The sequence below is a fragment of the Frigidibacter sp. MR17.14 genome, assembly GCF_037095735.1.
GTDB lineage: Bacteria > Pseudomonadota > Alphaproteobacteria > Rhodobacterales > Rhodobacteraceae > Frigidibacter.
The window spans coordinates 558,172-579,386 of record NZ_JBAWKD010000001.1 but is presented as its reverse complement, the minus strand read 5'-3'; the positions used below and the strand labels follow the sequence as shown (position 1 = coordinate 579,386).

Below are 21,215 nucleotides of genomic sequence, written 5' to 3'. Positions count from 1 at the left end.
CGAGCGGTTCAGGCCACGAGCCGCGCGCCGTCGAGGATCGAGAACACCGGCCGCTCGGTCGCGCGGCGCAGCGCGGCCGCATAGGGCGGCAGGTTGCCGCATTCCAGCACCAGCGCCGCGATCCCGGGATGGGCTGCGACAAGCGCCGCGGCGCGCGCCAGAACCGCGGCCTCCATCGCGGCGGGATCGAAGCTTTCGCGTTGCTGCGCCTTGGCGTTCAGAAAGGTCTCGGCGAAGGCGGGCTCGGCCTCCATCCCCGCGACATGCACCTGCAGCCCCTCGCATCCGGCGGCGGCGAGAGCGGCGGGCCCGAGGCTTCGCGACGACGCGGTGAGAATGCCGATCGCGCGACCGCCCACCAGCCGCGACACCATCGGCACCAGCGACAGGCCGGACAGCAGCACCGGGACCCGCACCGCCTGCGCCACCTCGGCCTGGACGCTCACCAGGAAGCCGCAGGTCGAGGTGATCAGCACCGCGCCCTCCGCCTCCAGCGCGCGGGCCGCGGCGATGAACCGCGCCACGAGCGCGGGGTCCGGGCGGCCGTCGCGGACGATGTCGGGGCTGCCCGCGCCCTCGACCACGCTGACGCGGGCGGGCAGGTGGTAGCTGCCGGGGTTTCCCGCATCGCCCGCGATCCGCGGAAAGCGGGTGTCGAGGCTCAGGATTCCGATGAAAGGCTGCATCTGGCGAGGATCCGGTCGTAAAGGCCCAGCAGGGCAGGGGTGAGGTAGATCGGCACCTGGGCCAGACCGACGAAGAAGGCGATGGTCGGATCTGGCATCGCGGCCAGGATCACCGAGGTGTTCCGGTTTCCGAAGACCAGCCCGAAGCTGGCCGCGACCGGGGCGGGCAGGCGGTGCCCGAGGGTGCCGCGCATCAGCAGGTTGCCCCCGAAGTTCAGCAGGCAGGCAAGCCCGGCCAGCAGCGCGGCCAGCTGCGGCATCGCGACGATCCGCGCGGCCAGCCCGTCGACCAGCGGCAGCAGGAAGGCCAGCATCAGCAGCGCCGCCACGCCATCGAGCGCGCGGGCCTGCCGTGCGATCCGGTCCCGCCCGATGGCCTTGCGCGCGCAGAGCCCGAGAATCAGGCCGCCGGCCAGCATCGCGCCGGTGCGCAGCGCCATCTCCAGCGGCAGGCTGCCGGGCAGGTCCGCCAGCCAGAAGCTGACCGGCACCATGAGCGGCGACAGCAGGGTTCCGGCCAGCATCAGCCTGAGCGCGACCGTCGCGTCATAGCCCAGCATCAGTGCCAGCGCCGGGGCAGAGCTGAGCGGCGGCGCGGCGGCGAAGACCACCAGCACCAGGATGACGGTCTGAGGCAGGTCCAGCCAATGGCCGGCCTGCGACAGGACGAGGGCCAGCACGGGCTGGAACAGCGTCAGGACCGCCAGCAGGCCCAGCGCGCGCCGCGGGCGGGCGAGGTCGCGCGAGAGCGGCCTCAGGTCGATGCGGGTGAAGGTCATCGCGATCAGCGCACCGACCAGCCAAGGCACCAGCGGGGCAAGGCGGCCACCGCTCGAGGGCAGCAGCGCCACCAGCACGAGGCCGGCGGGCAGGATCGGCCGGGCATGCCGGCCGATCCGATCAAGCAGCGCGAGCAGGGTCACATCACGGGCCGTTCTGCTTCATCACCGCCGGCAGCCAAGTGGCAAGCCCGGGGAAGGCCACCAGCACCCCGACCATCAGGATCATGATCAGGAACATCGGGAAGGCGGTGCGGGCGATATAGCCCATGTCGTGCCGGGTCATGCCCTGCAGCACGAACAGGTTGAAGCCCACCGGCGGCGTGATCTGCGCCATCTCGACGACGACGACGATGAAGATGCCGAACCAGATCAGGTCGATGCCGGCGGCGCGGATCATCGGCTCGATGATCGCCATGGTCAGCACCACCGCCGAGATCCCGTCAAGGAACATGCCGATGATGATGTAGAACACCGTCAGCGCCGCGATCAGCGCGATCGGCGACAGGTTCATCTCGGCGATCCAGCCCGCTAGCGCGCGCGGCACGCCGGTGAAGCCCATCGACAGCGTCAGGAACGCGGCCCCCATCAGGATCAGCGCGATCATCGCAGAGGTGCGCACCGCTCCCAGCAGGCTGTCGCGGAACGACACCCAGGTGACCGATCCCTGCAGCGCCGCCAGCGCGAGCGAGCCCAGCACCCCGAAGGCCGCGGCCTCGGTCGCCGTCGCCCAGCCGGTGTACATCGACCCGATCACCAGCACGATCAGCGCGATCACCGGCAACAGCAGGACCGAATTGCGCAGCTTCTCGCGGAAGGTCATGTGCGGCTCGGCCGGTGGGGTCTGGTCGCGGCGGATCACCGACCAGGCGGCGATGTAGGCCATGAACAGCCCCGCCAGAACCAGCCCCGGGAAGACGCCGGCCATGAACAGGCTGGTGACGCTTTCGCGGACCGAGACGCCATAGACGATCAGCGTCATCGAGGGCGGGATCATCAGCCCCAGCGTCGCCGCGCCCGCGAGCGTGCCCACGATCATGTATTCGGGATAGCCGCGGCGGCGCAGTTCGGGGATCGACATCTTGCCCACCGTGGTCAGCGTCGCGGCAGAAGACCCCGACACGGCGGCGAAGATCGTGCAGCCGACGACATTGGTGTGCAGCAGCCCCCCCGGGAAGCGCGACAGCCAGGGGGCGAGGCCCTTGAACATGTCTTCCGACAGGCGGGTGCGGTACAGGATCTCGCCCATCCAGATGAACAGCGGCAGCGAGGTCAGCGTCCAGCCCGAGGCGCTGGTCCAGGTCGTGATCGACATCGACGAGCCCGGGTTGCGCGAGGTGAAGCCGATCATGCCGACATAGGCCACGCCCATCAGCGCAAGCCCGACCCAGAGGCCAGAGCCCAGCAGGAAGAACATCACGAACAGGAAGACGCCGATCTTCAGCCCCGTCGCCTGCGGATCGAACCCGGTCATCGCACGCAGCGCGCCCCAGACCAGCAGCAGGCTGAGCCCCAGCATCACGATCCGCAGCGGCTTGCCGGCGAAGCGGTCGCGCAGCGGCGTCTCGCGCGGGGTGTCGATGCCATAGCCGCGGCTGAACAGCACCTGCACCAGGTTCTCGATCAGCGCCAGCGCCAGGATCACCGCGCCCACCGCCATCGCCAGCTGCGGGATCCACAGCGGCGTGCCGTCCTGCCCCTGCGAGACGTCGTTGAAGCGATAGCTCAGGATCGGGGTGCGCACCGCGTACCAGGCGAAGAACACCGCGATGGCAGAGCCTGCGGCATAGCTCCAGATCTCGACCCCGCGCCGCCAGCTGCCGGACTGGTCGACGAAGAGGTTCACCCGGATGTGCTCGTTGCGCGAGAAGGTGTAGCCCAGCCCCAGGAACGAGGCGGCGGCCATCGCGTAGCCGGCATAGTTGGCGCCGCCGGGGAACAGCACGCCGAACCAGCGCGCCAGCATCTGGGCGACGACCAGCGCGAGGATCGCGATCAGGGCCAGCGCCGCGCCGGCGCCGCACAGGGAATAGAGCGCGTCAAGGCCGCGACGCAGCAGGACGGGACGGCCGCCGGCAGCGACGCCGGGGGCGAGCGGAGGGGCGGGGGAAGAGGCGGGGGAGGACAGCTCTGCCATGGCGGATCGCCCCCGGGCGCCGGGCCCGGGGGCATGTCCTCAGTTCGCTTTGTAGGCGTCGATGATCGCCTTGCCGTCGTCGCCGGTCGCGGCCAGCCAGTCGGCGGTCATCTTCTCGCCGATGGCGGTCAGGTCGGCCTTCAGCGTGTCAGAGGGTTCGGCGATCTTCATGCCGTTCTTGCCCAGCGTGTCGACGAAGCCCTGCGCGAGGCTCGCGGCTTCGGCGGTGCCGCGGGTCTGGGCGGTCTGGGCCGAGGACTTGACGCAGTCCTGCACCTCGGCCGGCAGCGCCGCGAAGGCCTCGGTGTTCACGAAGACCGTGTTGCGCGGCAGCCAGGCCTTCACGTCGTAGAAGTGGCTGAGGTCTTCCCAGACCTTCTCGTCCACACCGGTCGCCCCCGACGAGATCATCGAGGCCACGACCCCGGTCGCCAGCGCCTGCTTCAGCTCGGCCGCCTCGATCTGGGTGGGGACCATCCCGGTCAGCTCGGCCACCTTGGCGGTGGTGGCGTTGTAGGCGCGGAACTTCACGCCCGCCATGTCGGCGACCGAGTTCACTTCCTTGCCGAAATACAGGCCCTGCGCCGGCCACGGCACCGAATAGAGCAGCGTCATGCCCTGCGATTCCAGCAGTTTGCCCAGCACCGGCGCGGCCGCGTCGCGAAGCTTGTCAGAGGCTTCGAAGGACGAGGCCAGGAAGGGGATCGAGTCATAGGCGAACAGCGGGTTCTCGTTGGCATGGGCCGACAGCAGCCGCTCGCCGATCTGCGCCTCGCCCATCTGCACCGCGCGCTTGATCTCGTCGCCCTTGAACAGCGAGCCGCCCGGATGGACCGTGATCTCGAGCGCGCCACCCGAACAGGTCTTCACGTCCTCGGCGAAGGCCACGTCGTTCTTGGTCTGGTAGTTGTCGGCCGGATAGGCGACCGGCATGTCCCAGCTTTCGGCGGCGGCGGCGCCGGCCAGCACGGTGGTCAGGGCGGTCGTCAGGACTGCGGCACGCGCGGCAGAGGGGAGGATCGCAAGGGTCATGGTCTTCATCTCGGGTCTCGCTGTTGGAAAGGGTGTTGTTCTTGTCGAGCCTTGCCGGCCCTTCCGGCCGATCTTGTCAGAAGCGGGCGCGGGCACCCATTTCCGAATCTTCGCGCATTCATGACGAAAAGTCATCCTCGCGGCCCGGATCGTCGAGCCGCACCGGGCCGATCTCCGGGTAGAGGTCGCCCGGACCGGGGTTCGCGGCGGGGGTGGTCCCGCCCAGATGGGCGAGGATCCCCCAGACGGCATTGAGCCCGGTCTGCACCGCGCCCTCGACCCAGGCCGGGGTCCAGCTGACGCCGTCGCCCGCCAGGAACAGGCCGCGCTCGGCCTCGGGCAGGGTGTCCTGCATGAAATGGCCGTAGATGCGGTGGTTGTAGCGGTAGTGCCCCGGCAGCGCGCCCTTGAAGGCGCCCAGGAAGTTCTCGTCCGCCTCCCAACTGACGCAGATCGGCGCGCTGCGGATGTGGCGGGCGATGTCGACGCCGGGATAGATCTTGGCCAGCGCCTTCAGCGCCAGTTCGGTGCGCTTCTCGGCCGAATGCGGCAGCACCTTCAGCGCGTCGGTCATCCAGGCGTAGCTGAGGCAGATCACGCCCGGCCTGTCGTCGCCGTTGTCGAACAGGTAGGTGCCGCGCGTCAGCCGGTCGGTCAGGGTCATCGACATGACTGGGCGGCCCGTGGCGGGGTCGATGTCCTTCCAGAACGGCCGGTCGGTCAGCACGAAGGTCTTGGCGGCCTGCATGTAGCGGGTGCGATCCAGCGCCATCCACATCTTCTGGCTGAACAGGCTTTCGTCGGTGTCGATCGCCGTGGTCAGAAGGTGGCTCTGGCAGGTGGCGAGCACCGCGGCATAGGCGGTCTCGGTGCCCCACTGGTCGGTCACCGTCAGTGCGCCCGCGCCGTTGCGGCCGATCGCCACCGCGCGCGACCGCGTCGCCCCGCCGTTGAGTGACGACAGCGACGTGCCCTCGGGCCAGTGCGCGCAGGGCGGCGTCGCGCGCCACAGGCGCCAGAGCACCTGCTCGACCCCGCCCTCGACCAGCTGCTGGTCGTCATCGAGCCCCAGCAGGTTCACCCGCAGGATCTCGAGCATCGAGTTCGGGAAGTCGCTGTCCCAGCCGCCGGTGCCGAAGCCGACCTGACCGAAGATCTCGCGGTGCTGGAAGTCGAGCCGCCGGAACGCCTCGGAGCCGGCGACGAAGTCGTAGAAGGTGCGCTCGTCCCAGGCCGCGACCAGCGGGTCCCACAGCGCCTTGATCTGGCCCACGTCGCGCAGCCGGATCGCGGCCTGCAACTCGGGGAAGGCGGCCTGCGCGGCCAGCGCCTCGGAATAGGCCTCGGCGATCTCGCGGTAGAAGGGGGGCAGGTCGCCCAGCGTCCGCGCGAAGAGCGTGCGTCCTTCCAGATCGATGACGGTCGAGCCCGCGGCGGGCGTCAGCGGGTTCGGGAACGGCCGGGTCTTCAGCCCGACCATGTCGAGATAGTGGAAGAAGCCCCGCGACGAGGCGGGGAAGCGCATGCCGCCCAGCTCGGCCACGATGCCATCCGTGCCCTCGAACGGCACCGAGCGCAGGCGCCCGCCGAAGCGCGCGGCCTCGTAGATCACCGGGCGCAGGCCCAGCTTCATCAGCTCGAAGGCCGCGATGATGCCCGAGGCGCCGGCGCCGATCACCGCGACCTCGGTCCCGGCCATGTCCTTCGGCAACCGGCCGAGGCCTTCGGGGTGGCGGATCCAGTCGTCGAAGGCGAAGGGGAAGTCGGGTCCGAAGGCGGAAAGCTGGGTCATGTCGGCACCTTTGGGCGGCGGGGATCGCGGTCAGAGCCCGGCGGCATGGCACAGCGTCACCGCCGCCAGTCCGAGCAGGGTCAGTAGAAACACATATCGGGCGTTCCATCCCAGCGCGACCTTGCGGGAGCTGACGCCGCAGAAGCGCGCGGTGATCAGGCACATCGCGCTGAGCGGCGAGACGCAGATCGCAAGCCCCCAGCCGATGCAGAGCGCCAGCGCCAGCGTCAGCGGATGGCCGGTGCCCAGCGGCGTGTGCCCCAGAAGCTGCGCCCCCATCACGACGACGATGGTGTTCGGCAGGTAGACAGAGGCGGCCAGCGGCACGGCGACAAGGCAGGCCAGCGCCAGCGGCAGTCCGGCCGCGTCGCTCGCGACCAGCGCGTGCCAGACAGGCGTCGCCTGCAGCCCCATCGACAGCACCGCGCCGATGACATTGGCCGACAGGAAGGTCGCCCCTTCCGAGCGCAGGTCGCCCAGCGCGGTCAGGGCCAGACCCAGCCGCGGGCCGAATCTGCCGGGGGCGCCCCGGCTTTCGAGGGCCAGCCAGACCAGCGCGAAGGCTGGCAGAACGCTGACAGAGGCGACGGTGAAGCTCGGACCGGCAAGGCGGTGCAGAGCATAGGTCGCGGCCAGCAGCAGGCCCGAGATCGCGAGGATCGCCAGCATCGGCCCGATGCCCGGTGCCATCATCGGCCCCATCGGCCCCATCGGCGACACGGGCGGGGCGGGGCGGTCCTCGGGCTGCACGCTGGCCTCGGGCGGCAGCAGCGGCCAGCGGCAGCCGATCAGCACCGCGACCGCGGTGAAGGCGGCGGCGGCCAGCACCAGCCGCACCGGGTCCAGCGTCGGGATCCCGGCGCTGACGATCGCGAAGCCAAGGCCGATCGGCGACCAGATCGCGACCAGCGCCGCGCCGCGCATCGCCGCCATCACCATCGCCCGACGGCTTGGATCGCGGCTGAGGTCGCGCCCGTCGCGACTTTCCGTCAGGTCGCCGATCATCGCGATGATGCCGACGTTGAACATCAGGCTCATCAGATGCGCCCCGGCGAACAGCGCGGCGAAGCGGCGGGCCGGCGGAACCGACAGCAGATAGCCCGTCGCGCCGATCGCGGCGCGCGAACGGCGCACGGGGTCGCGCAGCAGCCCCAGCACCATCATCAGCGCGGCGAAGCCGGTGCCCTGGATGACGGCGGTCTCGATCCGGGCGAAAGCTCCGGGCATCACGGCCAGCGCCACCGCCGCCAGCACCGCGGCCAGCGCCAGAAAGACCTGCGCCAGCCGGATCATCCGCTGCACCTGCGTCGCCATCCAGGCCAAGGCCAGCAGGGCGGCAAGCTGCAGCGCCGCCGGCGTGTGCCCGAGCGATCCGCCCACCAGGCAGAGCAGCATCGCGATCTGCAGCCAGGTTGCCGGCGCGGGCAGGGGGCCTGCCGGACGCGGCAGGGCGATCTGGTCCGCCATCGGTCAGCCCCGCAGCGTCAGCGTCGCGCAGGCGCGGGCGATGCGATCCATCGCCTCTGCCAGTTCCGCCGCGCCGGTCGCGTAGGAGATGCGGAAGAACGGCGACAGCCCGAAGGCCGAGCCCGGCACCATCGCGACATGCGCCGTCGCGAGGATCCAGGAACAGAAGTCGCGGTCGCTCGCGATCGTCGTGCCTTCGGGCGTTCCGGCCCCCAGCAGGCCCGCGCAGCTTGCATAGGTGTAGAAGGCCCCTTCGGGGCGGCGGCAGGACAGGCCGGGAATGGCGTTCAGCGCATCGACGACCAGATCGCGGCGCTGGCGGAAGCTTTCGGCGCGCGCGGCCAGGAAGTCCTGCGGCCCGTCGAGCGCGGCGATGGTCGCCGCCTGCGAGATCGAGCAGGGGTTCGAGGTCGACTGGCTCTGCACCACCGCCATCGCCGAGATCAGCGCCGCCGGCCCGGCCCCGTAGCCGATCCGCCAGCCGGTCATCGCATAGGCCTTCGAGACGCCGTTGACGATCAGCGTGCGCGCGCGCAGCGCCGGGCACAGCGCCGGCGGCGAGACGCAGCGGAAGCCGTCATAGGTGATGTGCTCGTAGATCTCGTCCGACATCAGCCAGACATGGGGATGGCGTTCCAGAACCTCCGCCAGCGCGGTCAGGCCAGCCGCATCATAGGCCGCGCCGGTCGGGTTCGAGGGCGAATTCAGCATCAGCCAGCGGGTGCGCGGGGTGATCGCGGCCTCGAGCCGTTCGGGTGTCAGGCGGAAGCCGTCCTCGGCGCCGCAGGCGATGGTGACGGCGGTGCCCCCGGCGATCTCGACCATCGCCGAATAGGTCGTCCAGTAGGGCATCGGGATCACGACCTCGTCCCCGGGGTCGAGCGTCGCCATCAGCGCGTTGTAGATCACCTGCTTGGCGCCGTTGGCGACGGTGATCTCGGCGGGCGCGTAGTCCAGCCCGTTCTCGCGCGCGAATTTGCGGACGATCGCCGCCTTCAGCGCGGGCGTGCCGTCAAGGGCGGTGTATCTGGTGTCGCCGGCCAGCATCGCGCGATGGGCGGCTTCGACCACATGGGCGGGCGTGTCGAAATCGGGTTCGCCCGCGCCGAGGACGATCACCGGGGCGCCGGCGCGCTGCATCTCGGCCGCGCGGGCGCCGACGCGCAGGATCTCCGAGACCTGCTGCGTCGCCAGCCGGCCGGCGCGGCGGAACGGGGGGATCTGGTCCAGCATCGCCCGCCCCTCAGACGATGCCGTTGACGAGATCGGCACGCCCCGCCCACAGCCGCGACAGGTTCTCGTCCAGCACGGCCAGCACGTTGCGTTCGTATTTCCGGGTCTCGCCCGCCGCATGCGGGGTCAGCACGACATTGCGCAGGCCCCACAGCGGGCTGGTCGGCGGCAGCGGCTCGACCCGGGTCACGTCCAGCCCGGCGCCGGCAAGGCGCCCTGCCTCCAGCGCGGCGATCAGCGCCTCTTCGTCGACGCAGCCCCCCCGCGCGACGTTGATCAGCAGGGCCGAGGGCTTCATCACGGCCAGCGCCGCGGCATCGATGATGTTCGCGGTCTCGTCGGTCAGCGGGCAGCTCAGCACCACCACGTCGGCGCGCGGCAACACCGCCCTCAGGTCGCGGAAGCCGTGCACCTCGTCCGCGGCGCCCGCGCCTTTCGAGGCGTCGCGCCGGACGCCGATCACCGTCATGTCCAGCGCCCGGGCGATCCGCGCGATCCGGTCGCCGATGCCGCCGGTGCCGACCACGATCATGGTCTTGCCGGGCAGCTCGTCCTCGCGCTGCGCGGGTTCGGTCTGTTCGGGGCGCCAGTGGCCGGCGGTCTGGTTGTCCCGGGCCAGCGAAAGGCGCCGCGTCAGCGACAGCAGCAGCCCGATGGCATGTTCCGATACGGCGTTCTTGTTGACGCCCTGACCCGAGGCCAGCCGGATGCCCTGCGCGCGGAACGCCTCCCTGTCGTACTGGTTGGTGCCCGAGCTGACGGACTGCAGGTATTTCAGCCGTCCCGCCAGCGGCAGCAGGTCGTTCTTCCACAGCATCGAGGTCACGAGGACATCCGCCTTGGGCAGCGCCGCCGCCAGATCCGCATAGGTCGAGACCTGCGTGGTGCGGATGTCGCCATGCGCCGCGTCGAAGATCGGCTTCATGTCATAGGCGCCATGGGCGAAAAGGATGTGCAGCTTGTCCCGGGTGGGCAGCATCGGGGCCGGCGCGGCGTGCAGGGTCATGGCAGGTGTCCTGAAGTCGTGACTGGGGAGGCCGGTGCCCGAGGGCCCGGAGCAGGAAGGTCCGACCGGCGGGCCGGTCGGTGAAAGCGGTTGGTGAAAGCGGTTAGCGGAAGCGGTCTGGCGAGAACGGCGCGATGTCGATCGGCGGCTCGCGCCCGGCGATCAGCGCCGCGACGATCTCGGCCGTCATCGGCGACGAGGCAAGGCCGATATGGCCGTGCCCGAAGGCATGGACGATCTGCGGGCAGGCGCGCGCCGGGCCGATGACCGGCCGCCCGTCCGGGGTCGAGGGGCGGTTGCCCTGCCAGCGGCGGATCTCGCCCCCGGTGGCAAGGCCCGGCCAGGTGCGGCGCAGGTGCCCCAGCAGGATGTCCGCGCGGCGCCAGTCGGGCGCGGCCTCCTCCGAGGCCAGCTCGACCTGCCCCGAGGCGCGCAGGCCCCCCGCGGTCATCGTGTTGGCCATCTTGCCGTCCTGCGGCATGACCGGGGCGGACAGCGCGATGCCGGGCGCGGCGATCTCGACGTGATAGCCCCGTTCGCTTTCCATCGGGATGCGGTCGCCCGCCGCCCGCGCCAGCCGTTTCGAGCGGATACCGGCCGCGATCACCACCGCATCGCAGGGGATCGCGCCCGCCGCGGTGACGAGCGCCCGCAGTCTGCCGCCCGCGATCTCGAAACCGGTGGCTTCGGCCCGGACCCGCCGGGCCCCGCGCCGCTCTGCCTCGGCGACGATGGCCGCGGTATAGGCGCCGGGGTCGTGGCAATGGCCGCCGTCTTCGACCAGCAGGCCGAAGCGGTAGCTGTCCGCAAGCGCCGGCAGCCTCGCGTGCAGCTCCCCGGCTTCAAGCTCGCGGGTCTTCACCCCGAAGCGGCGGCGCAGGCGCCAGCTCAGCGCCTCGCCGGCCAGCGCGGCGCGGTCGGCGAAGGCATAGACCAGCCCGTCGCGACGGATCAGCTCGGGCCGGCCGATCGCTTCGGCCAATGCCACGTGGCGCGAGGGGGCGCCCTGCAGCAGGTCGTTCAGCGCGGCGGCGGTGCGTTCGACCCGCGCCTCGGTCCAGCCCGACAGTAGGAACCGCCAGAGCCAGGGCAGAAGCCGCGGCAGGTGGCGCCAGCGGATGGTCAGCGCCCCGGCGGGATCGCACAGATAGCCCGGCACCTTGCGCCACAGCCCCGGCCCGGACATCGGGATGATCGAGGCGGGGCTGAGGAAGGCGCCGTTTCCGTGGCTGGCGGCCTGCGGCCCGCCGGGCTCTGCCGGCTCGACGATGGTCACCCGGTGGCCATCCTGCACCAGCCGCAGTGCGGTCGCGGCACCGACGATCCCGGCACCGATCACCACGACCTCCTGTTTGCGTGCTGCGGCCTGCATGGCGCGCGGATCTCCGTTCCTGGTCCGGCGGGCATGCCCGCGGCCCCCGCCGCGCCCGGTCGGGGCCACGGCCGGGCCGGGGGCGCCCCGGTCGGTTGAGTGGTCACAGGTCAGGGCGGTGGCCGGCCCTTTTGCCGGCGGCTGTCCTTGCCTGATGCTGTTGTGGCGCAGCGCCGAGGCGCTGAAAATGCTTGAAAACCTCACACAGGCATGACTTTTGATCATGAGAGGTGCCCATGCGCAGATTTCTTCCCTCGCTTTCCGCCCTGCAGGCCTTCGAGGCCGCCGGCCGCCACGGCAGCTTCACCCGAGCGGCCGAGGACATGTCGATCACCCAAAGCGGCGTCAGCCGGCAAATCACCAACCTGGAAGGCTTCCTGGGGGTGCGCCTGTTCGAGCGGATCGGGTCGCGCATCGTGCTGACGCAGGCCGGCAGCAGCTATCTTGCCGACATCACGCTGCTGCTCGACCAGATCGAACAGGCCTCGATCGACACGGTGCGCGGGCGCAAGCTCGACGACCGGCTGATGATCCGGACACTGCCCGCCTTCTCGTCCCGCTGGCTGACCCCGCGCCTTGGCGGGTTCATCGACGCCCATCCCGGCATCATGGTCGAGATCGGCAGCACCGAGGGCGAGCTGAACTTCGAGGACACCGACACCGATGTCGCGATCCTGCGCGGCCGGGGCTCGTGGCGCGGGGCGATCGCGCAGGAACTGTTCGGCGAGCGGATCGTCGCCGTCGCCTCTCCGCGGCTGATCCCGGTGGGCGAGGCGCCGGCGCATCTCGACTTCGGCGCGATCCGCAGCCTGCAGAACGCCGGGCGGCCGGACCTGTGGCTGACCTGGCTGCGGATCTCGGGGCAGAAGCACAGCGGCGCGATCCAGGGGCCGCGGCTGCCCAACAGCGACACGCTGATCTCTGCCGCCATCGCGGGTCTGGGCATCGCGGTGGTGCCGCTGGCCTATGTCGAGGCGGAACTGGCCCGCGGCGAACTCTGGGCGGTCTTCGGCCCCCCGGTGGTGACCGAGGACAGCTTCTGGGTGGTGATGCCCGAACGGCAAAGCCAGAAGGCCTCTGCCAAGGTGTTCCGCTCCTGGCTTCTGCAGGGCTTCCGACGCCGGGTCCCCGGCGCCACCGCGGACTGACGCGGCGCGGCCCCGGTCGGGGTCAGCACCGGGGCGCCGGGCACAGCCGCTCGAACGCGTCCCCCAGCCGCAGAAGCTGCGCATCCGCGCCGGGCAGGCCCAGCAGGGACAGTCCGATCGGGAGGTTGCCGCGGACGATTCCCAGCGGGACCGAAAGCTCGGGGAAGCCGGTCGCCGGGGCGATATAGGCCGCGGCATAGGGGTCCGCGGCGGCGCTTGCAGGGTGCACGGCGTCGCACCCGCCAATCAGCGATGCCGGGCGGTCCATCGTCGCGAAGATCAGCGCATCGAGCCGGTCGTGCCGGAACAGCCCGGCCAGCTCGGCCCGCAGCGCCGGCATCCTGCGGGTCAGGATCGCGATATAGCCCGGCGTGGCCGCCCGCGCGCTGAACGCCTCGCGCAGGCCCCTGTAGCGGGCCGGGTTGATCCGCTCGGTCCCGCCGGCGGTCAGGCTGTCCAGAAGACGCAGGAAGCCGGCCATGTCGCGGGGCTGACCCGGCGCCAGCCGCGAGAGATAGGCATCGAACTGCGGGCGGAACTCGGCGGTGCCGATCGGTTCGAGCACCTGCGACCAGAGGTCCTCGAACCGGTCGGGCAGGCGTACCTCGACCAGATCTGCCCCTGCGGCGGCCAGCGTCGCGCGGCCGGCCGCCAGCGCGGCATCGACCTCTGCGCTGCGGCCGAGGAAGTTGGTGACGACGCCCAGTCGCACGCTGCGCAGCGCATCGCCGCCAAGCCCTGCGGCGAAGGGCTCGGGGGGATGCGTGACCTCGGCGGTCGCCGGATCGGCAGGGTCGGGCCCCCGGATCGCGTCGAGCACGATCGCCTGGTCGGCGACGGTGCGGGTGATCGCCCCGACGGTGTCGAAGCTCAGTGCCAAGGGGATCACGCCCGCGCGGCTGGTCAGGCCCAGCGTCGGGCGCAGGCCGACGGTGCCGGTGGTGCTGGCCGGCGCCCGGATCGAGCCGCTGGTGTCGGTGCCCAGCGCGAAGGGCGCGAAGCGCGCGGCCACGGCGACGGCCGAGCCGCTGCTCGACCCCGCGGCGTCATGCAGCGGGTTGAACGGGTTCACCGTCTGGCCGCCGACCGCGCTGTAGCCAAGCCGCCCGTACGAGGCCGCAAGCTCGGACAGGTTGGTCTTTCCAAGCAGGATCGCGCCACCGTCCAGCAGCCGGCGGATCACCGTCGCGTCTTCGGGCGGCACCGACCGCGCAAGGGCAAGCGAGCCGCCGGTGGTGGGCATCGCCGCGGTGTCTATGTTGTCCTTCGCAAGGAAGGGAATCCCCGACAGCGCGCCCGGCACCGCGCGCCCCTGCGCCTTGGCGGCATCCCAGGCGCGCGCGGCAGCGGTCGCGGCGGGGTTCACGGCGATTACTGCGCGCAACGCCTTGCCGTCGGTGTTGTCCGCCGCGATCCGCTCGAGACAGGCGGCGACCACCGCGGTCGCGGTCACGCGCCGGGCATCGAGCGCCGCGCGCAGCCCGGCCAGCGACAACTCGAGGATCTGGTCGGGGTTCATCATGACCGGTCGGCCCTGATCGGGGAGGGGGCAGCGCGGCCCTGGCCGCAACGGCGGGAAGACGCAAGCCGGTGGCCTTGCCGCGGGCCGCGAAGCTGCCCGCGCCGTCCGCCGGCACGCCGGTTCAGCCCATCCGCTCGGACACGTAGCTTCCGGGCGAGGCGGGGAAGACAACGGTCTTGTTGCCGTTCAGGAAGCTGCGGCGGCGGATATGGGCATGGATCGCGCGGGCCAGCACCTGGCTTTCGACATCGCGGCCAAGGCTGACGTAGTCGTCGGGCGACTGCGCATGGGTCACGCGGATCGTGTCCTGTTCGATGATCGGGCCCTCGTCGAGATCCGCGGTCACATAGTGCGAGGTCGCGCCGATCAGCTTCACCCCGCGCTCGAACGCCTGCTTGTAGGGGTTCGCGCCCTTGAAGCTGGGCAGGAACGAGTGGTGGATGTTGATGATGCGGCCCGACATCTCGCGGCACATCTCGTCAGACAAGACCTGCATGTAGCGCGCCAGCACGATCAGCTCGGCCCCCGTCTCGCGCACGATCTGCATCTGGCGCGCTTCGGCCTCGGGCTTGTTCTCTTTGGTCACCTTGATGCAGTGGAACGGGATGTCGTGGTTCACGACGACCTTCTGGTAATCCATGTGGTTCGAGATCACGGCCACGATGTCGATCGGCAATGCGCCTATCCGCCAGCGGTAGAGCAGGTCGTTCAGGCAATGCCCGAACCGGCTGACCATCAGCACCACCTTCATCTTGCCTGCCTCGTCATGGAAGCGGCCGTCGATGCCGAACTGCTGCGCGATCGGTGCGAAGCCCTTGTCCAGCGCGGCGAGCGTGCTGCCGGTCTCTGCCGTGAAGGACACGCGCATGAAGAAGCGCCCGGTCTCGGCATCGTCGAACTGGGCGCTGTCGGTGATGTTGCAGCCGTGTTCGGCCAGATAGGTCGCGATGGCGGCGACGATGCCGCGTTGCGCGGGGCAGGCGACGGTGAGGCAGTACTTGGTCATGTCCGGTCTCCGAAGGAGGCGCGCGCGGACCCCGGTCGCGGGGCCGGGCGAATGGCGCGGGGAAGGGGCGGGGGATCAGGCGGTCAGGCCGCGGGGCTCTGGCAGGCCCGCCGCGCGGCAGCAGGCGCTGAGCGTGTTGGCCAGCAGGCAGGCGATGGTCATCGGGCCGACGCCGCCCGGAACCGGGGTGATCGCGCCGGCGACGGCGGACACCTCGTCGAACCGCACGTCGCCGACCAGCCGCGCCTTGCCGTCACGCTCGACCCGGTTGATGCCGACGTCGATCACCGTCGCGCCCGGCTTCACCCAGTCGCCCCGGATCATCTCGGCCCGGCCGACGGCGGCCACGAGAATGTCGGCCTGCCGGCAGACCGCGGGCAGGTCGCGCGTGCGGCTGTGGGCCAGCGTCACGGTGCAGCTGTCGCCCAGCAGCAGTTGCGCCATCGGTTTGCCGACGATGTTCGACCGCCCGACCACCACCGCATTCAGCCCGGCCAGCGACCCCAGATGGTCGCGCAGCATCATCAGGCAGCCCAGCGGCGTGCAGGGCACCATCGCCCGCTGTCCGGTGCCCAGCAGGCCCACGTTCAGGATGTGGAACCCGTCGACATCCTTGGCCGGGTCGATCGCGGTGATGACCCGGGTCGCGTCCATCCGGCCCGGCAGCGGCAGCTGGACAAGGATGCCATGCACCGCGGGATCGGCATTCAACCGTGCGATCAGCGCCAGCAGCTCGGCCTCGGGCGTGTCGGCGGGCAGCCTGTGCTCGAAGCTCGCCATGCCGGCCTCGCGGGTCTGCACGCCCTTGTTGCGCACATAGACGGCCGAGGCGGGGTCTTCGCCCACCAGCACCACCGCAAGACCCGGCACGATGCCGTGCTCGGCGGCCAGCGCCGCGACATGTTCCGCGACCCGGGCGCGGAGGCCGGCGGCGAAGGCCTTGCCGTCGATCATCCGCGCGCTCATGCCGTCACCCGGGTGGTGATGGCCTGCAGCGTATGCCAGAGGCTGCCCGCGGCAGAGCGCATGCCCAGCACCGTCACCTGCTCGGCCGACCGGCGGACGACGAAGACCGACATGTGGTCAAGGCCGGTGCGCACCGCCATCCCGGGTGCAAGCCGGGCGGGGTCGATGTTGGCGATGCGCGACAGCAGGCACAGGATCGGCCCCTCGCCCCAGTGCGAGGTGACGTCGAAGGCCGCGAAGCCGTCGGTCTCCTCGGTCACCGAACAGCCCGGCGCTTCGGCCGCGACCTCGGCCGCGAAATCGCGCCCGGCCGCGCCCGCGCCCTCGATCATCCACTGGTCGGGACCGGTCCAGAAGGCCGAGATCGCGCCGTGGCGGGCACAGTTCCCCGCCGTGGGAAGGGTCAGGCCGAAGGGCGCCGGGGCCTGCGTGCCGCGTCGCAGGGCCAGCGAGGCGAGGCCGAGGTCGGGCACCTCCGCCAGGGTCAGGCGGTCAAGGCGCAGCAGCCGCGCGGTCTGCGCGCCCAGCGCGGTGACCGGCGCAAGGGGGGACAGGTGAAGATCAGGCACGAAGACGCTCTCCCTCGGGATCGACGAAATGGGCGGACACGACGCGCAGGGCGATGTCCTGACCCTGAATCGGGTTGGCCGCGGTGACGATCTCGCCGATCCGCTCCTGGCCACGGGCGAGGAATCCGATGCCGATGGCCGAGCCCAGATGCGGCGAATGGCAGGCCGAGGTGATCCAACCCTGATCGTTGGCCGTCACCTGCGCGGCCCCTGCCGCGAAAAGATGCGCGCCCGCCACCACCGGGTCGGCGGCATCGACTGGCCGGAAACCGACAAGCACGCGACCCTCCGCCAGAAGCCCCTCGCGCCGGGTCATCACCGTGCCGATCGCATCCTTCTTGGCCGAGACCATACGCCCCATCCCCAGCATCTGCGCCGTGGTCTGGCCGTTCAGCTCGTTGCCCGCGGCATGGCCCTTTTCGATGCGCAGCACGCCAAGCGCCTCGGTCCCGTAGGGGGTCGCGCCCAGATCCGCGCCCGCCTCGACCAGCCGCGCCATCAGCGCCGCGCCGTAGCGCGCCGGCACCGCAAGCTCATAGGCCAGCTCGCCCGAGAACGAGATCCGGAACAGCCGCGCCCGAAGTCCGCCGCAGACGGTGAGGCCCGCGCAGGCCATGAAGGGGAAGGCCGCGTTCGACAGGTCGAACCCGTCGACGATCCGCTCCAGCAGACGCCGCGCATTGGGGCCCGCGACCGAGATCTGAGCCCAGGCATCGGTGGTCGAGATCAGCTGCACGTCAAGCTCGGGCCAGAGGCACTGGCGCGCGAATTCCATGTGGCGATAGACCGGGCCCGCCTGTGCGGTGGTCGTGGTGACGACGTAGTGATCCTCGGCCAGCCGCGCGCAGGTGCCGTCGTCCCAGACGTGGCCGTCCTCGCGCAGCATCAGGCCGTAGCGGACCCTGCCGACCTTCAGGCTGGCCGTTGCATTGGCATAGAGCCGGTCGAGGAACAGGCCCGAATCCGCGCCCTGCACGTCGACCTTGCCCAGCGTGGTCACGTCGCACAGGCCGACGCCCGCGCGGGTCGCCAGCACCTCGCGGTCGACCGTCTCGCGCCAATGCGTCTCGCCGGGGCGGGGGAAGTATTGCGCCCGCATCCAGGGGCCGACCTCGACGAAGACCGCGCCCTGCGTCTCGGCCCAGGGATGGGTGGGCGTCAGGCGACGGGGGCGGAACTGCGTGCCGGTGTCGCCGCCGCCGAGGACGGACAGCGAGACGGGCGTGTAGGGCGGGCGGAAGATCGTGGTCCCGGTCGCGGGGATCGACTGGCCGGTCAGCTCTGCCATCACCGCGATCGCGGTCACGTTCGAGGTCTTGCCCTGATCGGTCGCCATGCCCAGCGTCGTCCAGCGTTTCAGATGCTCGACGGGACGCATGTTCTCCTGATGGGCCAGGCGGATGTCCTTGACGGTGACATCGTTCTGGAAATCGACCCAGGCGCGGCCCTTGCCCGGCACCTGCCACAGCGGCTGCTGGGCCATCTGCCGGTCCTCTGCATGGGGCAGGGCGGGACGCGCTGCGGTGATCCCCAGCGCCGCCAGCGTCGTGACGGCCGCCTCGACCCCCGAGGACAGCGCGGCGGCCGTGCTGCCCGCACCCGCGCCGGCCCCCGCCACGGCCATGCCGGCGGGAAGCGTGCCGGGCAGGAAGGCCGCGCGGCCCTCGTCCCAGACCGGGCGGCCGCGCTGGTGCGAGGTCAGGTGGACATTGGGGTTCCACCCGCCCGCGACACCCAGCGCGCCGCAGTCGATCCAGCGCGCGCTGCGTCCGTCCTCGACGCGGATCGCGCGCAGCCCCAGCCGCCCGCGGCTGTCCGTGACCCGTGCGCCCGCCTGCAGGGGATAGTCGCCGAAGGCCCGCGCGCCCGCGCGGCTGTCGATCACCGCCGCGATCTCCACGCCCTTCGCCGCGAGGTCCAGCGCGGTGCGGTGCCCGTCGTCGTTGTCGGTGAAGATCGCGACGGTCTTCGCCGGACTGACCGCCCAGCGGTTGGCATAGGCGCGCATCGCGCCGGCCAGCATGATGCCGGGGCGGTCGTTGTTGGCGAAGGGGATATGCCGCTCGGTCGCGCCGGCGGCGACGATCGAGCGTTTCGCGGTGATCCGCCACAAAGTCTGGCGCACGCCCGCGCCGGGGGTGGCAAGGTGGTCCGCCACCCGCTCGACCGCGCCGAAGATGCCGTGGTCGAAGGTGCCCCAGACCGTGGTGCGCCGCATCACCCGCAGGTTCGGCAGGCTGGCGAATTCAGCCTCCAGCGCCGCGATCCAGTCGGTCGCGGGCGCGCCGTCCATCACGTCGCTCTCGGCCAGCAGCCGCCCCCCCAGCCGGTGGTCCTCGTCGGCAAGGATCACCCGCGCGCCGGCGCGCGCCGCGGTCAGTGCCGCGGCAAGGCCGGCCGCGCCGCCGCCCACCACCAGCAGGTCGCAGTGCAGGAAGCCCTTGTCATAGCTGTCCGGATCGGCCTGCATCGACAGCGCGCCCAGACCGGCGGCCCTGCGGATCGCGGGCTCGTAGAGCTTTTCCCAGAAGGCGCGCGGCCACATGAAGGTCTTGTAGTAGAACCCCGCCGTCAGGACGTCCGAGAAGAGGTCGTTCACCGCCATCAGGTCGAAGCGCAGCGAGCCCAGGCGGTTCTGGCTGCGCGCCGCGAGCCCGTCGAGCAGTTCGACCACCGTCGCGCGGGTGTTGGGCTCGTCGCGCGCGCCCGCGCGCAGCTGCACCAGCGCGTTCGGCTCTTCCGAGCCCGCAGAAAACACGCCGCGGGGCCGGTGATACTTGAAGCTGCGGCCCATCAGCCGCACGTCGCTGGCCAGCAGCGCCGAGGCCAGCGTGTCGCCGGGATGGCCGGTGAACGCCTTGCCGTCGAAGGTGAAGCGCAGCCTGCGGCTGCGGTCGATCAGCCCACCCGAAAGTCTCATTCCGCACCTTTCCGGGCCAGCGCCACGTCGCGCGCCAGTTCCGCGCCAAGGATGTCATGGGTGAGGGTGTCGCGGGTCACGACCAGCCAGCTGCGGTCGCCCTGTTCGTGGAACCACAGCTCGCGATGCAGCCCGGCGGGGTTGTCGCGCAGGTAGACATAGTCATTGAACGCCGCGGCCGCGCCCTCTGCCATGCCGTCGGGCCGGTCGAGCAGCGACGCATCGCCAAGATAGGTGAACTCCTGCGCGTCGCGCAGACCCAGAAGGGGATGGGGGATCAGCATCGCGCGCCTCAGTGCAGATTCGGTTGGGCGCCCACGCCCTTTTCGTCGATCACGTAGCCGCGTTCGAACCGGTCGAGCCGGTAGGCGGTCGCGGTCTCGTGCGGGCGGTCGGTGCTCAGCAGATGCGCGAAGGCGTAGCCCGAGGCGGGCGTCGCCTTGAACCCGCCGTAGCACCAGCCCGCGTTCAGATAGAGACCCTCGACCGGGGTGCGGTCGATGATCGGCGAGCCATCCATCGACATGTCCATGATCCCGCCCCAGACGCGCAGCAGCCGCGCGCGCCCGATCATCGGCATCAGCGCCATGCCGCCCTCGGCCACGTCCTCGATCACCGCGAGGTTGCCGCGCTGGGCATAGGAGTTGTAGCCGTCGATGTCGCCGCCGAAGACCAGCCCGCCCTTGTCGGACTGGCTGACGTAGAAATGCCCGGCGCCGAAGGTGATCACGCCCGGGATCACCGGCTTCAGCCCTTCCGAGACGAAGGCCTGCAGCACGTGGCTCTCGATCGGCATCCGCATCCCGGCCATCGCCATCACCCGGCTGGTCGCGCCCGCGACCGCGACCCCCACCTTCTTCGCGCCGATGAAGCCGCGCGAGGTCTCGACGCCCCGGATGCGGCCGTTCTCGATCCGCATCCCGGTGACTTCGCAGTTCTGGATCAGGTCCACCCCCGCCAGATCCGCGCCACGGGCATAGCCCCAGGCCACGCCGTCATGGCGCGCGGTGCCGGCGCGGCGCTGCAGCAGGCCGCCCTTGATCGGGAAGCGGGCATTGTCGAAGTTCAGGAACGGGCACATCTCGCGCACCGCCGCCTGATCCAGCAGTTCGGAATCCGCGCCCGCGAAGCGCATCGCATTGCCGCGGCGGCGATAGGCGTCGCGCTGGCCGTCGGAATGGAACAGGTTCAGGATCCCGCGCTGGCTGACCATCGCGTTGAAATTGAACGCCTGCTCCAGCCCCTCCCAGAGCTTCATCGAGAATTCGTAGAAGGGCTCGTTGCCCGGCAGCAGGTAGTTCGAGCGGATGATCGTGGTGTTGCGCCCGATGTTCCCCGATCCGAGCCAGCCCTTTTCCAGCACCGCGATGCGGGCTTGCCTGAAGGTGTTGGCCAGGTAGTAGGCCGTCGCCAGCCCATGCCCGCCGCCGCCGACGATGACGTAGTCATAGGCGGGCTGCGGGTCGGGATCTCGCCAGAGCGGGCGCCAGCCCCTGTGTCCGGTCAGGGCCTCTTTCAGAACCCGGAAAGCCGAATAGCGCACGTCCGATCCACCTCGATATGCCTGTCTTCCGACCCTT

At 70.8% G+C, this 21,215-nt stretch carries 17 protein-coding genes and 1 pseudogene; 1 reads left to right on the top strand and 17 read right to left on the bottom strand.

The window, feature by feature from the left end:
• Nucleotides 1-8 precede the first annotated feature (8 nt).
• The 10 genes and pseudogenes from V8J36_RS02795 to V8J36_RS02750 form a co-directional block, all read right to left on the bottom strand.
• Nucleotides 9-686, bottom strand: a complete 678-nt coding sequence (locus tag V8J36_RS02795; protein WP_336465719.1) for an aspartate/glutamate racemase family protein — start codon at nt 684-686, stop codon at nt 9-11.
• Nucleotides 662-1,609 (bottom strand): hypothetical protein, encoded by a 948-nt coding sequence (locus V8J36_RS02790; RefSeq protein ID WP_336465718.1) that lies wholly within the window; start codon nt 1,607-1,609, stop codon nt 662-664. The genes V8J36_RS02795 and V8J36_RS02790 overlap by 25 nt, the downstream gene beginning before the upstream one ends.
• Before the next feature lies 1 nt (nt 1,610).
• Nucleotides 1,611-2,939, bottom strand: a complete 1,329-nt coding sequence (locus tag V8J36_RS02785; RefSeq protein WP_336466177.1) for a TRAP transporter large permease — start codon at nt 2,937-2,939, stop codon at nt 1,611-1,613.
• 138 nt (nt 2,940-3,077) lie between these two features.
• Nucleotides 3,078-3,602, bottom strand: a pseudogene (locus tag V8J36_RS02780) (TRAP transporter small permease); the annotation flags it as partial.
• Nucleotides 3,603-3,641: 39 nt separating this feature from the next.
• Nucleotides 3,642-4,643: a TRAP transporter substrate-binding protein gene (locus V8J36_RS02775; protein WP_336465717.1), complete on the bottom strand. Its 1,002-nt coding sequence runs from the start codon at nt 4,641-4,643 to the stop codon at nt 3,642-3,644.
• A 109-nt stretch (nt 4,644-4,752) separates the two neighbouring features.
• Entirely contained in the window at nt 4,753-6,426 is a 1,674-nt protein-coding gene (locus V8J36_RS02770) for a flavin monoamine oxidase family protein (protein WP_336465716.1), read from the bottom strand.
• Nucleotides 6,427-6,456: 30 nt separating this feature from the next.
• Nucleotides 6,457-7,893 carry a hypothetical protein gene (locus V8J36_RS02765; RefSeq protein WP_336465715.1) on the bottom strand — a complete coding sequence of 479 codons (1,437 nt, stop codon included), beginning with the start codon at nt 7,891-7,893 and terminating at the stop codon, nt 6,457-6,459.
• A 3-nt stretch (nt 7,894-7,896) separates the two neighbouring features.
• Nucleotides 7,897-9,126 (bottom strand): pyridoxal phosphate-dependent aminotransferase, encoded by a 1,230-nt coding sequence (locus V8J36_RS02760; RefSeq protein ID WP_336465714.1) that lies wholly within the window; start codon nt 9,124-9,126, stop codon nt 7,897-7,899.
• Between the two features lie 10 nt (nt 9,127-9,136).
• Complete coding sequence (locus tag V8J36_RS02755; protein ID WP_336465713.1) at nt 9,137-10,132, bottom strand: D-2-hydroxyacid dehydrogenase; 996 nt, start codon at nt 10,130-10,132, stop codon at nt 9,137-9,139.
• Nucleotides 10,133-10,235: 103 nt separating this feature from the next.
• Entirely contained in the window at nt 10,236-11,504 is a 1,269-nt protein-coding gene (locus V8J36_RS02750; RefSeq protein ID WP_336465712.1) for an NAD(P)/FAD-dependent oxidoreductase, read from the bottom strand.
• Nucleotides 11,505-11,740: 236 nt separating this feature from the next.
• Here V8J36_RS02750 and V8J36_RS02745 point away from each other — a divergent pair, with 236 nt between their 5' ends.
• Nucleotides 11,741-12,652: a LysR substrate-binding domain-containing protein gene (locus tag V8J36_RS02745; protein WP_336465711.1), complete on the top strand. Its 912-nt coding sequence runs from the start codon at nt 11,741-11,743 to the stop codon at nt 12,650-12,652.
• A gap of 22 nt (nt 12,653-12,674) precedes the next feature.
• On the opposite strand, the gene V8J36_RS02740 is transcribed toward V8J36_RS02745, so the two are convergent.
• From V8J36_RS02740 to V8J36_RS02710, 7 genes are all read right to left on the bottom strand, one after another.
• Nucleotides 12,675-14,174 (bottom strand): amidase, encoded by a 1,500-nt coding sequence (locus tag V8J36_RS02740; protein ID WP_336465710.1) that lies wholly within the window; start codon nt 14,172-14,174, stop codon nt 12,675-12,677.
• A gap of 121 nt (nt 14,175-14,295) precedes the next feature.
• Nucleotides 14,296-15,180 (bottom strand): formyltetrahydrofolate deformylase, encoded by an 885-nt coding sequence (purU, locus tag V8J36_RS02735; RefSeq protein ID WP_336465709.1) that lies wholly within the window; start codon nt 15,178-15,180, stop codon nt 14,296-14,298.
• Between the two features lie 75 nt (nt 15,181-15,255).
• A complete protein-coding gene (folD, locus tag V8J36_RS02730) occupies nt 15,256-16,146 on the bottom strand; it encodes a bifunctional methylenetetrahydrofolate dehydrogenase/methenyltetrahydrofolate cyclohydrolase FolD (protein WP_336465708.1) in 891 nt (296 codons plus the stop codon).
• Nucleotides 16,143-16,715 (bottom strand): sarcosine oxidase subunit gamma, encoded by a 573-nt coding sequence (locus tag V8J36_RS02725; RefSeq protein ID WP_336465707.1) that lies wholly within the window; start codon nt 16,713-16,715, stop codon nt 16,143-16,145. The genes folD and V8J36_RS02725 overlap by 4 nt, the downstream gene beginning before the upstream one ends.
• Nucleotides 16,708-19,635 carry a sarcosine oxidase subunit alpha family protein gene (locus V8J36_RS02720; RefSeq protein ID WP_336465706.1) on the bottom strand — a complete coding sequence of 976 codons (2,928 nt, stop codon included), beginning with the start codon at nt 19,633-19,635 and terminating at the stop codon, nt 16,708-16,710. Before V8J36_RS02720 ends, V8J36_RS02725 begins: the two co-directional genes overlap by 8 nt.
• On the bottom strand, nt 19,632-19,919 hold the full coding sequence (locus tag V8J36_RS02715; protein WP_336465705.1) for a sarcosine oxidase subunit delta: 288 nt from the start codon (nt 19,917-19,919) through the stop codon (nt 19,632-19,634). Before V8J36_RS02715 ends, V8J36_RS02720 begins: the two co-directional genes overlap by 4 nt.
• Before the next feature lie 8 nt (nt 19,920-19,927).
• Nucleotides 19,928-21,178: a sarcosine oxidase subunit beta family protein gene (locus V8J36_RS02710; RefSeq protein WP_336465704.1), complete on the bottom strand. Its 1,251-nt coding sequence runs from the start codon at nt 21,176-21,178 to the stop codon at nt 19,928-19,930.
• Nucleotides 21,179-21,215 lie beyond the last annotated feature (37 nt).

Excerpts from the sequence above, each read along its gene's own strand:
- V8J36_RS02740 (WP_336465710.1), bottom strand. The coding sequence starts at position 14,174 with ATGATGAACCCCGACCAGATCCTCGAGTTGTCGCTGGCCGGGCTGCGC.
- V8J36_RS02750 (WP_336465712.1), bottom strand. The coding sequence starts at position 11,504 with ATGCAGGCCGCAGCACGCAAACAGGAGGTCGTGGTGATCGGTGCCGGG.
- V8J36_RS02715 (WP_336465705.1), bottom strand. The coding sequence starts at position 19,919 with ATGCTGATCCCCCATCCCCTTCTGGGTCTGCGCGACGCGCAGGAGTTC.
- V8J36_RS02775 (WP_336465717.1), bottom strand. The coding sequence starts at position 4,643 with ATGAAGACCATGACCCTTGCGATCCTCCCCTCTGCCGCGCGTGCCGCA.
- V8J36_RS02745 (WP_336465711.1), top strand. The coding sequence starts at position 11,741 with ATGCGCAGATTTCTTCCCTCGCTTTCCGCCCTGCAGGCCTTCGAGGCC.
- V8J36_RS02765 (WP_336465715.1), bottom strand. The coding sequence starts at position 7,893 with ATGGCGGACCAGATCGCCCTGCCGCGTCCGGCAGGCCCCCTGCCCGCG.
- V8J36_RS02795 (WP_336465719.1), bottom strand. The coding sequence starts at position 686 with ATGCAGCCTTTCATCGGAATCCTGAGCCTCGACACCCGCTTTCCGCGG.
- V8J36_RS02760 (WP_336465714.1), bottom strand. The coding sequence starts at position 9,126 with ATGCTGGACCAGATCCCCCCGTTCCGCCGCGCCGGCCGGCTGGCGACG.
- V8J36_RS02720 (WP_336465706.1), bottom strand. The coding sequence starts at position 19,635 with ATGAGACTTTCGGGTGGGCTGATCGACCGCAGCCGCAGGCTGCGCTTC.
- V8J36_RS02785 (WP_336466177.1), bottom strand. The coding sequence starts at position 2,939 with ATGACCGGGTTCGATCCGCAGGCGACGGGGCTGAAGATCGGCGTCTTC.
- purU (WP_336465709.1), bottom strand. The coding sequence starts at position 15,180 with ATGACCAAGTACTGCCTCACCGTCGCCTGCCCCGCGCAACGCGGCATC.
- V8J36_RS02755 (WP_336465713.1), bottom strand. The coding sequence starts at position 10,132 with ATGACCCTGCACGCCGCGCCGGCCCCGATGCTGCCCACCCGGGACAAG.
- folD (WP_336465708.1), bottom strand. The coding sequence starts at position 16,146 with ATGAGCGCGCGGATGATCGACGGCAAGGCCTTCGCCGCCGGCCTCCGC.
- V8J36_RS02770 (WP_336465716.1), bottom strand. The coding sequence starts at position 6,426 with ATGACCCAGCTTTCCGCCTTCGGACCCGACTTCCCCTTCGCCTTCGAC.